Source organism: Kitasatospora sp. NPDC092948 (assembly GCF_044754805.1).
Taxonomy (GTDB): Bacteria; Actinomycetota; Actinomycetes; order Streptomycetales; family Streptomycetaceae; genus Kitasatospora.
Map to the genome: position 1 here is coordinate 155,117 of NZ_JBIVPU010000011.1, position 12,752 is coordinate 167,868.

Below are 12,752 nucleotides of genomic sequence, written 5' to 3' on the forward strand. Positions count from 1 at the left end.
CGGACCGGTTGCGGCCGGACCGGCCGACGGCTCACGGGCGGGAGCGCTCCCGCAGTATCTCCACGATCCGGTCGGCCGCGCCCGGGCGGGCGAAGTGCCAGCCCTGGGCGAAGTCGCAGCCGGTCTGCCGCAGGCGCTCGGCCTGGGCGGCGTTCTCGATGCCCTCGGCGGTGACGGTCAGGCCCAGCGCGTGCGCCAACTGCACGACGGCGCCGACGATCTGTTCGTCGGCGGCGCGCCGCCGCCCGCCGTCACCGGGCGCGCTCTCCCGGAACGCCTCGATGAACGTGCCGTCCAGCTTGAGCGCGTGCACCGGCAGGCGGGACAGGTAGGCGAGGTTCGAGTAGCCGGTGCCGAAGTCGTCGATCGCGATCCGCACGCCCATGTCGGCGAGCGCCTGCAACGCCTGTAGCGGGCGCCCGCTGGGGCCGAGGATCGCGCTCTCGGTGATCTCCAGCTGGAGCAGTCGGGCGGGCAGCCCGGTGCGCTCCAGCACCTCGGCGACGTCGGCGACCACGTCGGAGTCCCAGATCTGGCGGGCGGCCAGGTTGACCGAGATGAAGGTCTCGGCGTCCGGGAACTCGTCCAGCCAGCGCCGGGCCTGACGGCACGACTCCTCCAGCACCCACTTGCCGAGCGGCACGATCGCCCCGGACTCCTCGGCGAGCGGGATGAAACGGTCCGGCGACAGCAGCCCGTAGCGGGGGTGGAGCCAGCGCACCAGCGACTCCGCGCCGTGCACCGCGCCGTCGGCCAGGCCCACCAGCGGCTGGTACTCGACGAGGAACTCGCCGCGCTCGACGGCCGGGCGCAGTGCGGTGGCCAGCAGGTGGCGGGTCAGCTGGTCGGCGCCGCGGTCGCGGTCGTACAGCGTCCAACGGGCCCGGCCGTCGGCCTTCGACCAGTACAGGGTGGAGTCGGCGTCGCGGATCAGGTCGGTGGGGGTGGAGCCGCGCACCGGGCGTTCCACCACACCGATCGACGCGGTCACCGTCAGCCGGTGCCCGGCCACCTCGAAGGGCCGCTCCAGGGCGTCCATCAGCCCGGCCGCCAGGTGGGTGAGCTGCTGGTGGCCGGCGCTGTCGGTGACCAGCACGGCGAACTCGTCGCCGCCGAGGCGGGCCACCAAGTGGCCCTCGCTGTCGGCGAATCCGTGCTCCAACCGGGCGGCGACGGCGACCAGCAGCTGGTCGCCGATGTGGTGGCCGAGCGTCTCGTTGATGGCCGCGAAGCCGTCCAGGTCGACGTAGCACAGCCCGATCCGGGGTTCGCCGTCCACGTCCTTCGGCCCGGCCTGCCCGGCGGGCTTGAACGCGGACTCCAGGCGTTCGAAGAACAGCGTCCGGTTCGGCAGCCTGGTCAGCGGGTCGTGCAGCGCCTGGTAGGCGAGCCGGTCGCCGAGCTGGCGCTGCTCGGTGATGTCCTCGACCATCACCAGCGTGTAGTACGGGAGGCCCGCGCCGTCGCGGATCAGCGACACGGTGACCCGGCCCCAGACCTCGCGCCCGCCCTGGTGCTTGAGCCGTTTCTCGGTGCGCATCCGGTCGCGCTCGCCGCGCACCAGCTCGCGGTAGCGGAGCCGGGACGGGTCCTCCGGGTCGATGATCTGATGGATGTGCAGGCCGGAGAGTTCGGCGGTCTCCCGGCCGAGCATGGCCGCGAACGCCGGGTTGCCCTCGATCACCAGGTCGTCGGTGTCGATCAGCGCCATGCCGATGCCGGCGTCGGAGAACGCGGCGCGGAAGCGCGACTCGCTGGCCCGCAGCGCGTCGGCCAGGTGCGCGGAGTCGGCGCTCAGCAGACTGCCGCAGACGGTGCAGATCCGGTCCGGGCCGGTGGCTGTTCTGGGGGAGTTCGCACTGTCCTGCGGGCGCGGCGTTTCGGGCCGCCCACCCCGATGGTGTGCGTCGGCCCCGACGTTCCGGCCCGGCACGGCACGCTCCCGTCCGCTGCTGCCACTGATCACGGCCGACACCCACGCGGGCGGAGACCGGCCCGCGGCCCCGCCCCGCCGACCCCGGCCGATGACCGGAGAGCTGTCGGCGGCCTTCGGCCACGTCCGCCGATCATAGGCCGCCGGTGTAACTGTGCGCGACCGCCGTCGGGGTCATTCGGGCGGATTGTCCGCAGATGTCCCCCGACATTACGTGCGAGAGCCCCGGCGCACACCGGGTTCGGTGCACGCCGGGGGCGTACGCTCGCGCTCACACGCCGTAATGGCGCGACGAGTGAAGGCAGGTCAGGCCAGCGACGCGGAGAGCGTGATGGTGGTGCCGGCCAGCGCCTGGCTCACCGGGCAGTTCGCCTTCGCGTCCTCGGCGGCCTTCACGAAACCCGCCTCGTCCAGACCCGGGACGGTGCCGACCACGGTCAGGTGGATGCCGGTGATGCCGGTGCCCGGCTGGAACGTCACGTCCGCCTTGGTCTCCAGCTTGGCCGGCGGGGTGCCGGCGCCGGACAGGCCGTGCGACAGCGCCATCGAGAAGCACGCCGAGTGCGCGGCCGCGATCAGCTCCTCCGGGCTGGTCTTCCCGTTCGCGGCCTCGGCCCGGGACGGCCAGGACACCGGGTACTGGCCGATGCCGGAGGAGTCGAGGGTCACCAGGCCCTTGCCGTCGAGCAGGTTGCCCTCCCACTCGGTGTGCGCGGTGCGGGTCGTTGCCACGATCAGATACCTCCTGTAAGGGGAACTGCCGGTCGAACTGCTCCACCCACGACCGCACTTGCGGCCGCGGCCCGCCCAGCCTATGGCCTGTCCGGCCGTTCCCGTCGGATCAGCGCGCGATCCGTCCGACGGTCGTCCCACATCCCGGAACGCGCCGCCGATCGGGGCCAAAGCGGCGTGTTTGCCCTGTTAGATTGGCCGTTCGCCCGCGCCCGGCCCGCCCGCCGCACCCCGCCGCGCCGGGCGCCCACCCGAACCCGCATCGGAGCCACGCCCATGACGGACCAGCCCACCCCCGCCCCGGCGGAGATCGACCCGGCCGTGCGGGCCGAGCTGACCCGCCTGCGCGAGTCGATCGACAACATCGACGCCGCCGTCGTCCACATGCTCGCCGAGCGCTTCAAGGCCACCCAGCAGGTCGGCCGGCTCAAGGCCGAGCACCGGCTGCCGCCGGCCGACCCGGAGCGCGAGCGCCGGCAGATCGCCCGGCTGCGCGAACTGGCCGTCAGCGCCCACCTGGACCCGGTGTTCGCCGAGAAATTCCTCAACTTCATCATCGCCGAGGTGATCAGGCATCACGAGGCGATCGCCGGCGACAGCGCCCGCCCCGCGAACTGACCGCCCCGTCCGGTCCGCGTAAGGGCCGGATTTCGCCCCGTCCGGCGGGCGGGTTAGCGTGCTGTTCTTCGGAGGAGGCGGTGTCGGTGTCGGTTGCGGTGACCGAGGAGACCACGCAGGTGCAGGGCTGGCGCAGGCGCCGGCCCTGGTACGTGGAACTGCCCGTGATGATCGCCGTCGGCCTGGTGATCGCGGTGGTGATCAAGTCCTGCCTGTTCCAGATGTTCTCCATCCCGTCCGGCTCGATGGAGAACACCCTGCAGGTCGGCGACCGGGTCGCGGTCAACAAGCTCGCCCCGCTCACCGGTTGGAAGCCCGAACCGGGCGAGCCCGTGGTGTTCAAGGACCCGGGCGGCTGGCTGCCGCCGACCCCCAAGGACAGCAACGCCCTCACCGGCGCGATCCACTCCGGCCTCAGCGCGATCGGCCTGCTGCCGCCCGGCGACGACTACCTGGTCAAGCGGGTCATCGCCACCGGCGGCCAGACCGTCGCCTGCCGCGGCACCACCCTCACCGTCGACGGCCAGCCCGTCTCCGAGCCCTACCTGCACCCCGGCGACGACTCCTGCGCCGGCCTGGACTTCGGCCCCGTCACCGTCCCCGCCGACCACGTCTGGGTCGAGGGCGACCACCGCAGCGACTCCGCCGACTCCCGCTACCACCGCGACCAGCCCGGCGGCGGCGCCGTCCCCGTCGCCGACATCGTCGGCCCGACCGCCGCCGTGGTCTGGCCCCTCGGCCACCTCACCTGGTTCGGCTGGACCGGCCGCTGAGCGGACGTCGAGCGCCCGCCGGGCCACTGGGCGGGCGTCGACAGGGTGCAGGTCGCCTGCCGGACGGTCATTGAGTGCCCGTCAGGGCCTCGGACGGTGGGCCGCCCGCTGCGAAGGCCGTCGGGAGTAGCGCCGGTGCCCCGAACGCGGGTTCGGCCGGGCCGGTCGCGGAGCGGGCGCCGAGAGGCCGTTCGGGCCACTGGGCGGGCGTTGACGGAGTGCAGGTCGCCTGCCGGACGGTCATTGAGTGCCCGTCAGGCCCTCGTGTCGCAGTCGGACGGCGCGGCCCGCTGCGAAGGCCGCCGGGAGCGGTGCCGGTGCCCCGAGCGCGGTTCGGCCGGGCCGGCCGCCGAGTTTGCCCGTCGGGCCGCCCGCGACGGCCGTCGGGAGCAGCGCCGGTGTCCCCGAGCCCGGTTCGGCCGGGCCGGTCGCCGACTGGTCGCCGACTGGTCGCCGAGTGCCCGTCGGGTCGCCGCGTCGCGTCGCAGTCCGACGGTGCGGCCCGCTGCGAAGGCCGCCGGGAGCGGCGCCGGTGCCCCCGAACGCGGGTTCGGTCGGGCCGGTCGCGGGCTGGTCGCCGAGTGCCCGTCGACCGGCTGTCAGGCCGTCGCGTTGTGCCGCAGTCGGATGGCGCAGCCTGCCGCGACGGCCGTCGAGAGCAGCGCCAGCCCTCCGGCCTCCGTCCACTGGAATGCCCAGTAGCGTTCGGCGGGCTGGTACTCGGCGCGCTGTGACAGGTGCATCGCGTCGATCGCGTCCCGGCACCGCTGTGGCGAACCGTCCGGGCCGCACACCTCGGGGGCGGCCGCGGTGAACGGCCGGCCGTCGGCGTTCAGCGTCCGCACCGACACCACCCACGCGCCGGGCGCCGCCACCGGAGTGGAGACGAACAGCCGCCCGCCCTCGATCCGGATCACCCCGGGCCGGTCCGGCGCCAGCACCACCGCGCTCTCCGCCCGCACCGGCGCCGCCAGATGCGCCCGCACCACCAGTGGCACCAGCACCTGCACCGCCGCCACGACCGCCAGCACCAGCGCCATCGCCGCGACCTGACGGCGTACCAGCAGACCGGCCGCCACCCCTGCCACGAAGCCGAACAGGGCCCACCCGACCGGCGCGAGCCCGTGCGCGGCGAACACCAGCGGACCGAACCGGCCCGGCAGCGCGGACTCGCCGTCCCCGCCGGGCAGCCCCGCCGCCCGGTCCAGCGGCGCCGCCCACCGGCTCACCACGAGCGTCAGTAGCCCGGACAGCACCAGCACCGCGCCGCCGACCAGGCCCAGCCGGACGGCCAGCCACCTGGTCCGGGTGACGCCCTGCGTCCACGTCAGCCGGAACGAACCCGACTCCAGCTCGCGGGCCACCAGCGGCACCCCCGCGAACATGCCGAGCAGTACGGGCAGCACCAGCAGCAGCACCACCGCCAGGTAGAACAGCGAGGTGACGGCGGCATCGGCGCGCACCGCCGCGGCGAACGCCGACCGGGCCTGCGCGCAGCCCACCCCCGTGCGGGCGCAGCCGGGCAGCCCGCTGGAGTCGTACAGGTCCGCCAGTCGGCGGCCGGTCGGGAGCAGGACGGCGCAGACGGCGGCCAGCACGGCCAGCGCCACCCACGCCTGCGCCCGGTACTGGCGCCACGTCAGCCAGCTCATCGCGCCTCCTCCAACTGCTCCAGCACGTACTCCTCCAGGTCGCGGCCGGCCAGCAGGTCCGCCAGCGGGCCTGCCGCCCGCACCCGGCCGCGGCCGAGCACGATCAGGTGGTCGCAGTCCCGCGACAGGTCGGAGACCAGGTGCGAGGAGAGCAGCACCGTCGCCCCGCGGTCGGCGCGGGCCCGCGCCAGGCCGTCCAGGAACTCCCGCCGGGCCAGCGGGTCCAGCGCCGCCACCGGCTCGTCCAGCACCAGCAGCTCCGGCCGCTTGGCCAGCGCCAGCGTCAACGCGAGCTGGGCCCGCTGCCCGCCCGACAGGCGACCCGCGCGCCGCCCCGGATCCAGCCCCAGCTCCTCGATCCGGCGCTGCGCCCCCGCGCGGTCCCAGTGGCGGTTCAGCCGGGCGCCGAGCGTCAGGTGCTCGGCCACCGTCAACGACCGGTGCACCGGGGCGTCCTGGCCGACGAACCCGATCCGGGCCAGCCGCGCGGCCGGCGGGCCGCCCAGCACCCGCAACTCGCCCTCGCTCGGGCCCAGCAGACCCACCGCCAACTGCAACAGCGTGCTCTTGCCCGCCCCGTTCGGCCCGACCAGCCCCACCGTCCGCCCGGCCGGCACCTCCAGCGTGCACCCCCGCAACGCCCAGCCGCCGCGGTAGCGGCGCCCCAGACCACGAGTCTCGATCACAAGTCCCTCCTCGGTTCGGACCCGCACACCCTCGCTGTCGTCGGGCCCGCACCGCGTCGTGCCCCGGGCCGGGAATCACGGCGGTACCGGGGGCGGGCTGCGGGCCGTCGCGCGGGCTGCCGTCGCACCCGGGGACGACGGGCGCTGTCGTCCCACGGTCCGATCCGCCGTGCCGTCGGCGGCGGTTAACGTGGCGCCCATGGATCTGCACCGACCGCCCGCCGCCTGGCTGCGGGCCGTTCCGGGCGTCGTCACGGCCGCCGTCACGGCCGCCGTGCTGACCGGGCTCGCGGTGCCGACGGCGTGGGACCGGCCCGGCCTCGCGCCGGGCCCGCGCCCTGCGGACTGGGCGATGGTCGCGGTGGCGGCGCTCGCCGCGCCGCTCGCCCGCCGCCGTCCGGTCGCCGTGGTGTCGGCCGTGCTCGCGCTGGCGGCGCTGAGCGCGGGGACGGCGGCCTCGCCCGCGCCGTGGGCGGCCGTCGCCGTGGTGCTGTACCCCGTCCCGCGGGTGCTGCCGGGCCGGGCCGCCGTCGCCCTGCCCGTCGCCGCCGTGGCGGTGGCCGCGGCGTGCCGATCGGGCGTCCTGCACTGGCCCTGGGCGCGGCCCGAACTCGGCGGCCCCGCCGCGTCGTTGACGCCCGTACTGATCCTGGTCACCGGTTGGACGGCCGGGTACGCGGCGGACCAGCGCCGCCGCCGCCGGGCCGAGAGCGAGCGGTCCCGGCTGCGCGAGGAGCATCTGCTGATCGCCCGTGAACTGCACGACGTGGTCGCGCACAGCCTCGGCGTGATCGCGGTCCAGGCCGGCGTCGCCAACCACATCGCGGACCGGCAGCCGGAGCAGGCGCGCCGCGCGCTGGCGTCGATCGAGGAGACCAGCCGCACCGCACTGGACGAGATGCGGGCGCTGCTGGGCGTGCTGCGAACCGGCGCGGACGGCGACCGGCTGCCCGCGCCGAGACTGTCCGAACTGGACGAGGTGATCCGCCGGGCGGCCGCCGCCGGAGTCCGGGTGGAGCTCGAACTTCTCGGCGAGCGACGGGAGTTGCCGCCCGGCCTGGAGCTCGCCGGCTACCGGGTGGTGCAGGAGGCGGTGACCAACGTGGTGCGGCACGCGGGCACCGACCGCTGCCGGGTGCTGCTCGACTACCGGGCGGACGCGCTGGCGCTGACCGTCTCGGACGAGGGCCGCGGCGGCGGTCCGGGCGGGGGCGGCGGCCACGGGCTGGCGGGGATGCGGGAGCGGGTCGCCGTGCACGGCGGGGAGTTCCGGGCCGGCCGCCGGCCGGCCGGGCGCGGCTTCGAGGTCTCGGCGGTCCTCCCCCTGGCGGTGGCCCGGTGATCCGGGTGCTGGTCGCCGACGACCAGGCGCTGGTGCGCGGCAGCTTCCGGCTGCTGATCGACTCGGCCCCCGACCTGACGGCGGTCGGCGAGGCCGCGGACGGCATCGAGGCGGTCGAACTCGCCCGGCGCGAGCGGCCGGACGTGGTGCTGATGGACATCCGGATGCCCCGGCTGGACGGCATCGGGGCGACTCGCGAACTCGCCGCGGACCCGGCGCTGGCCGACCTCCGGGTCCTGGTGCTGACCACCTTCGACCTGGACGACTACGCGTTCGCGGCGCTGCGCGCGGGCGCGGCCGGGTTCCTGCTCAAGGACACCCGCCCGGCCGAACTCCTGGAGGCAGTACGGGTGGTGGCGGCCGGGCAGGCGCTGCTGGCGCCCCGGGTGACGCGCCGACTGATCGAGGAGTACACCCGCCGCCCCGAGCCCGCGACCGTCCGCGCGGCGCTCGACGGCACCACCGAGCGCGAACGGGAGGTGCTGACGCTGGTCGGACTCGGCCTGTCCAACGAGGAGATCGCCGCGCACCTGCACGTCAGCCTCTCCACCGTGAAGACCCACATCGGCCGGCTGCTGCAGAAGCTCGTCGCCCGCGACCGGGCCCAACTGGTCATCGCCGCCTACGAGTCCGGCCTGATCCGGCCCGGCGGGCCGCAGGTCGTACGATGATCGCGTGTTCATCCTCGAACTGACCTACACCGCCCCGCTGGAGCGCATCGACGCGCTGCTGCCCGCCCACGTTGCCTGGCTGGAGCAGCACTACGCGAGCGGCGCCTTCCTCGCCTCCGGCCGCAAGGTCCCGCGGGACGGCGGCGTCATCGTCGCCGTCGCCGAGAGCCGGGCCGCCGTCGAGGCCCTGGCCGCCACCGACCCGTTCGTCCGGGCCGGCGCCACCGAGTACCGCATCACCGAGTTCGTCCCCACCACCACCGGCCCCGAACTCGCCCCGCACCGGCAGACCCTGCCGTCCTGACGGGAGACGGGACCGCCCTCGGCAGGCCGCACGGGTAGCGGGGAGCAGCTGGGGGAGCGGCGATTCCGGCAGCCCGCAGGCACCGCCTCGGAGCGGGCCGCCCGGACTGTCGGCGGGCCGGTGGCCGCCGGGGCCTCCCGGCCCGGAGGGCTCAGCGCTTGCCGGCGGAGGCCGACTGGGCGGCGAAGGCGCCGGCCAGGACGAGGGCGCCGCCGGCGAGTTGGGCGGTGCCGAGGTGTTCGCCGAGGAGGATCCAGGCGAGGACGGTGGCGACCACGGCTTCGAGGTTGGCGACGACGCCGGCGACGGGCGGGGAGAGGTACTGGACCGAGGCGACGCCGGTGAGGTAGGCGAGGACGGTGGCGACCAGGACCATCCACAGGGCGGGGACCAGGGCCGGCAGGTGGTGGCCGTTCATGGTGACCGAGTGGGCCAGGAGTGACCAGTCGGCGTCCCAGGGGCGGGTGAAGGCGGTGAGCAGGATCGCGCCGATCAGCAGGCCGTACGCGGAGACCGCCATCGGGTCGACGGGGCGTTCGCCCTCCCGGCCGGCGTCGGCGAGGACGAAGTAGCCGACCTGGCAGCAGGCCGCGCCGAGGGCGAACAGGACGCCGAGCGGGTCGAAGGACAGGCCGTGCCAGACCTCGACGACGCAGGCCAGGCCGGCCACCGCGACGCCCGCGCCGGCCGTCGCGCGGCGGGAGACGGGGCGCCGCTGCACCAGGCGGACCCAGGCGAGCAGCAGTGGCGGGCCCAGGTATTCGATCAGCAGCGCCACGCCGACCGGGATGCGGGAGATCGCCGCGAAGTAGCAGGCCTGCACGCCGGCGACGGCGAGCAGGCCGAAGCCGATCAGCAGTCCGGGCCGGCGGAGCACCGCGTCGCGGTGCTTCCAGGCGATCGGCAGCAGCACCAGCGCCGCGCCGGCCACTCGCAGCCACACCGTGTGGGTGGGGGAGAGCCCGGCCTCGATCAGGGGTTTCGCCGCCGTCCCGGACCCGCCGAAGGCGACCGCGGAGACCAGTGCCAGCGCCAGGCCCAGCTTGGCGGCGCGGCGGGCCGGGGCGGGGGAGGGGCGGGGGTCCGGCCGGTGGAGATCGGGCGCCGTGTGCGGGTCGAGCGACATGGCGGAGGGGTCCGAGCTGCTGTGCATCGCCGCATTGTGCCAGCCCGGACCCCTCTGTCGTAAGGCGCTATCCCGCGGTTTGGTCCTGGGTGCCGAGCAGCCCGCCGCCGCCGGTTCCCGCCGTCGGGGTCGGCGTCGGCGTGCTGGTGGCACCCCCGCTGGGCTTGGCGGACGGGGTGCGGCTGGGCTGGGGCTGCCCGCCGTTGCCGCCGCCGGTGCCACCGCTGCCGCCGCCGTCGGTGGGCCGCGAGCTGGGCCGGCCGGCGCCGCTGCCGTCGTCGGCCGACGGGGACGGCGCGGAGGTCGCGCCGTCCGTCGCGGACGGGCTCTGGGTCGGCGAGGCGGGCTCGGACGGCGTGGACGGGACGGTGGTGGACGGCGTGCGGACCGTGCCGGGGAAGGAGCTGACCGGCTGGCCGGACAGCGCCGACTTCATGTAGGTCGTCCAGATCTGCGCCGGGAACTTGCCGCCCGCCGCGCTGCCCGAGCCGCCGACGCCGTCCAGCGTGACCTGCTTGCCGGTGGCCGGGTCCTGGCCGAACAGGCCGACCACGGTGACCAGTTCGGGCGTGTAGCCGGCGAACCAGACCGACTTGGAGTCGTCGGTGGTGCCGGTCTTGCCGGCCGCCGGGCGGTTCAGCGAGGCGGCGCGGTAGCCGGTGCCGCCCTGGTCGTCGATGACGCCCTGGAGGATCGAGGTGGTGGCGCGGGCGGCGTTCTTGGAGATCGCCTGGGTGGCCTTGTGCTCGGGCAGCGCGACCTGCTCGCCGCCGGAGTCCAGCGACTTCACCAGCCACGGGGTGATCTGCTGGCCGTCGTTGTCCAGCGCGGCGTACACCCCGGCGAGTTCCAGCGCGCTCGGGGTGGACGAGCCCAGCGGGATCGACGGGACGGCCTTCAGGCCCGGGGTGTCGGCCGGCAGGCCGAGCGCCACCGCGGTGGAGCGGACCTTCTCCAGCCCGGTGTCCTGGGCGAGCTGCGCGAACACCGAGTTCACCGACCAGTCGGTGGCCTGCTGGAGGCTTATCTGACCGTACGAGCGCTCGCCCTCGTTCGGCGGCGCGTAGGGCACGCCCTTGGCGCCGCGCACCGGCCGCCGGTTGGTGCCGTCGTACACGGTGTCGGCGCTGATCCGGTCGCCGTTCTGGGTGCGCGCCCCGGAGTCCAGGGCGGCGGCCAGGGCGATCGCCTTGAAGGTGGAGCCGGCCTGGTAGTCGGTGCGGGTGGCGTTGTCGATCCAGTGCTTGGTGGCGTCGGTGCCGCCGTACAGCGCCAGCACCTGGCCGGTCTTCGGGTCGACCGACACCGCGCCGGCCTGCGCGGCCGCGTCGGCCTTGCGGGTGTCCGGCTTCAGGTTGTCGGTCAGCTGGGTCTGCACCGCGTCCTGAAGCTGCTGCTGCTTCTTGGAGTCCACGGTCAGCGTGATGGTGTAGCCGCCCTGGGCGAGCTGGGCGTCACTGACGATGTGGTTGTCGGTCAGGTACGAGGTGGCGGCGGCCACCAGGTAGCCCGCCTGCCCGGACAGGCCCGGCGCGGACTTCGGCGCCTGCACGTCCGGGAAGGCCAGCTGCTTGCGCTCGTCGGCGCCCAGCCAGTTCTTCGACACCATGCCGTCGAGCACGTAGTTCCAGCGCGCCACCGCCTTCTCCTTGCCGGCCTCGGTCGCCGAGGACACGTCGAAGGCGCTGGGCGCGTTCAGCAGGGTCGCCAGGTACGCGCCCTGGGCGGCGTTCAACTGGCTGGCGTCCACCCCGAAGTAGGCCTGCGCGGCGGCCTGGATGCCGTACGCGCCGCGCCCGTAGTACGAGGTGTTCAGGTAGGAGGAGAGGATCTCGTCCTTGCTCTGGGTGGCGTCGACCTTGAACGCGATGAAGACTTCCTTCACCTTGCGGCTGACGGTCTGCTTCTGGTTCAGGTACGCGTTCTTCACGTACTGCTGGGTGATCGTCGAGCCGCCCTGGGTGGCGCCGCCGGAGGCGGTGTTGAAGGCGGCGCGGGCCATGCCCTTGAAGTTGACCGCGCCCTCCGAGTAGAAGTTGCGGTCCTCGGCGGCCAGCGCGGCGTGCTGCGCGTCCTGGGAGACCTTGTCCAGCCCGACGTTCTGCCGGTTGGTCTGCCCGGTGCGGGCCAGCAGCGTGCCGTCCGAGTACAGCCAGGTGTTGGACTGGGCGGTGGCCGCGGCGTGCGCGTCCGGCACCTTGACCAGGGCGACGCCCAGGGCGAACAGGCCGACGCCCAGCAGCATCGAGGCGGCCAGGCCGATCAGCGTGGTCTTCCACGTGGGTATCAGCCGGCGCCAGCCGGTTCGTGGGGTGCGTTCACGGGGCTTTCGAGGCAACGGAGACCTTCCCGCAGGCCCCGGACGGGCTGCTCGCTCGGGCGATGGCATGAACCTCGCCAGCTTGATCGATCGACTTGTCAGATGTTAGGGACCTATGTCCTATTTCTCCTAAGACGATCTTTAAATCCCGCTTAGTTGCGTGTCCTTCGTCTCATCAACGAGTGGGCCCCGGACGGGGACATGGTCGGCCCGCTCGCACGATCGAGTCGTGCCGCGCCGCAACGGCTGAGCGCCGGAACGCCGGAACGCCGAAGGCCCCTCGCTCTCGCGAGGGGCCTTCGGCTGTCTGTGCGCCGCCAGGGACTCGAACCCCGGACCCGCTGATTAAGAGTCAGCTGCTCTAACCAACTGAGCTAGCGGCGCTTGCTGACGGAGAGAACATTACACGGTTCCCGACCTGCGGTGAAACCGGGTTTCCGGGGTCGGAGGAACGCCGAAGGCCCCCCGCTTCCGCGAGGGGCCTTCGGTTGTCTGTGCGCCGCCAGGGACTCGAACCCCGGACCCGCTGATTAAGAGTCAGCTGCTCTAACCAACTGAGCTAGCGGCGCCTGCTGACCTGGAGAACATTACACGT

11 protein-coding genes and 2 tRNA genes are annotated in these 12,752 nt (G+C 74.3%); 5 read left to right on the top strand and 8 right to left on the bottom strand.

What is annotated here, in order from left to right; translation table 11 throughout:
* Positions 1-31: 31 nt before the first annotated feature.
* Positions 32-1,966 carry a putative bifunctional diguanylate cyclase/phosphodiesterase gene (locus tag ACIQF6_RS27550; protein WP_400899623.1) on the bottom strand — a complete coding sequence of 645 codons (1,935 nt, stop codon included), beginning with the start codon at positions 1,964-1,966 and terminating at the stop codon, positions 32-34.
* Positions 1,967-2,239: 273 nt separating this feature from the next.
* Positions 2,240-2,665, bottom strand: a complete 426-nt coding sequence (locus ACIQF6_RS27555) for an OsmC family protein (protein ID WP_400899625.1) — start codon at positions 2,663-2,665, stop codon at positions 2,240-2,242.
* Between the two features lie 276 nt (positions 2,666-2,941).
* Between ACIQF6_RS27555 and ACIQF6_RS27560 the strand changes: the two genes are divergently transcribed.
* Positions 2,942-3,283 (top strand): chorismate mutase, encoded by a 342-nt coding sequence (locus ACIQF6_RS27560; RefSeq protein ID WP_400899627.1) that lies wholly within the window; start codon positions 2,942-2,944, stop codon positions 3,281-3,283.
* 86 nt (positions 3,284-3,369) lie between these two features.
* The gene (gene lepB, locus ACIQF6_RS27565; RefSeq protein WP_400899629.1) at positions 3,370-4,056 is read left to right on the top strand and encodes a signal peptidase I; all 687 of its coding nucleotides are present in this window, start codon (positions 3,370-3,372) and stop codon (positions 4,054-4,056) included.
* A gap of 599 nt (positions 4,057-4,655) precedes the next feature.
* Here the strand turns inward: lepB and ACIQF6_RS27570 are convergent.
* Both ACIQF6_RS27570 and ACIQF6_RS27575 read right to left on the bottom strand, forming a co-directional pair.
* Positions 4,656-5,708, bottom strand: coding sequence for a transporter (locus ACIQF6_RS27570; RefSeq protein WP_400899631.1), 1,053 nt, complete (start codon positions 5,706-5,708; stop codon positions 4,656-4,658).
* A complete protein-coding gene (locus ACIQF6_RS27575; protein WP_400899633.1) occupies positions 5,705-6,394 on the bottom strand; it encodes an ABC transporter ATP-binding protein in 690 nt (229 codons plus the stop codon). Before ACIQF6_RS27575 ends, ACIQF6_RS27570 begins: the two co-directional genes overlap by 4 nt.
* Before the next feature lie 199 nt (positions 6,395-6,593).
* Here ACIQF6_RS27575 and ACIQF6_RS27580 point away from each other — a divergent pair, with 199 nt between their 5' ends.
* The 3 genes from ACIQF6_RS27580 to ACIQF6_RS27590 are packed head-to-tail and all read left to right on the top strand — an operon-like array spanning position 6,594 to position 8,711.
* Positions 6,594-7,736, top strand: a complete 1,143-nt coding sequence (locus tag ACIQF6_RS27580) for a sensor histidine kinase (protein ID WP_400899635.1) — start codon at positions 6,594-6,596, stop codon at positions 7,734-7,736.
* The gene (locus ACIQF6_RS27585) at positions 7,733-8,407 is read left to right on the top strand and encodes a response regulator (protein WP_400899637.1); all 675 of its coding nucleotides are present in this window, start codon (positions 7,733-7,735) and stop codon (positions 8,405-8,407) included. The genes ACIQF6_RS27580 and ACIQF6_RS27585 overlap by 4 nt, the downstream gene beginning before the upstream one ends.
* Before the next feature lie 4 nt (positions 8,408-8,411).
* Complete coding sequence (locus ACIQF6_RS27590; protein WP_400899639.1) at positions 8,412-8,711, top strand: YciI family protein; 300 nt, start codon at positions 8,412-8,414, stop codon at positions 8,709-8,711.
* A 151-nt stretch (positions 8,712-8,862) separates the two neighbouring features.
* Here the strand turns inward: ACIQF6_RS27590 and ACIQF6_RS27595 are convergent, their stop codons facing one another.
* The 4 genes from ACIQF6_RS27595 to ACIQF6_RS27610 all read right to left on the bottom strand — a co-directional run bounded on the left by ACIQF6_RS27595 (position 8,863) and on the right by ACIQF6_RS27610 (position 12,726).
* Positions 8,863-9,864: an EamA family transporter gene (locus tag ACIQF6_RS27595; protein ID WP_400899641.1), complete on the bottom strand. Its 1,002-nt coding sequence runs from the start codon at positions 9,862-9,864 to the stop codon at positions 8,863-8,865.
* 40 nt (positions 9,865-9,904) lie between these two features.
* On the bottom strand, positions 9,905-12,175 hold the full coding sequence (locus ACIQF6_RS27600) for a transglycosylase domain-containing protein (protein ID WP_400899643.1): 2,271 nt from the start codon (positions 12,173-12,175) through the stop codon (positions 9,905-9,907).
* Between the two features lie 292 nt (positions 12,176-12,467).
* Positions 12,468-12,541, bottom strand: a tRNA-Lys gene (locus tag ACIQF6_RS27605).
* Positions 12,542-12,652: 111 nt separating this feature from the next.
* Positions 12,653-12,726, bottom strand: a tRNA-Lys gene (locus ACIQF6_RS27610).
* Positions 12,727-12,752: the final 26 nt, after the last annotated feature.

What these genes read in the sequence shown, in the direction of transcription:
- ACIQF6_RS27580 (WP_400899635.1), top strand. Translation starts at nt 6,594, where the DNA reads ATGGATCTGCACCGACCGCCCGCCGCCTGGCTGCGGGCCGTTCCGGGC.
- ACIQF6_RS27595 (WP_400899641.1), bottom strand. Translation starts at nt 9,864, where the DNA reads ATGCACAGCAGCTCGGACCCCTCCGCCATGTCGCTCGACCCGCACACG.
- ACIQF6_RS27570 (WP_400899631.1), bottom strand. Translation starts at nt 5,708, where the DNA reads ATGAGCTGGCTGACGTGGCGCCAGTACCGGGCGCAGGCGTGGGTGGCG.
- ACIQF6_RS27560 (WP_400899627.1), top strand. Translation starts at nt 2,942, where the DNA reads ATGACGGACCAGCCCACCCCCGCCCCGGCGGAGATCGACCCGGCCGTG.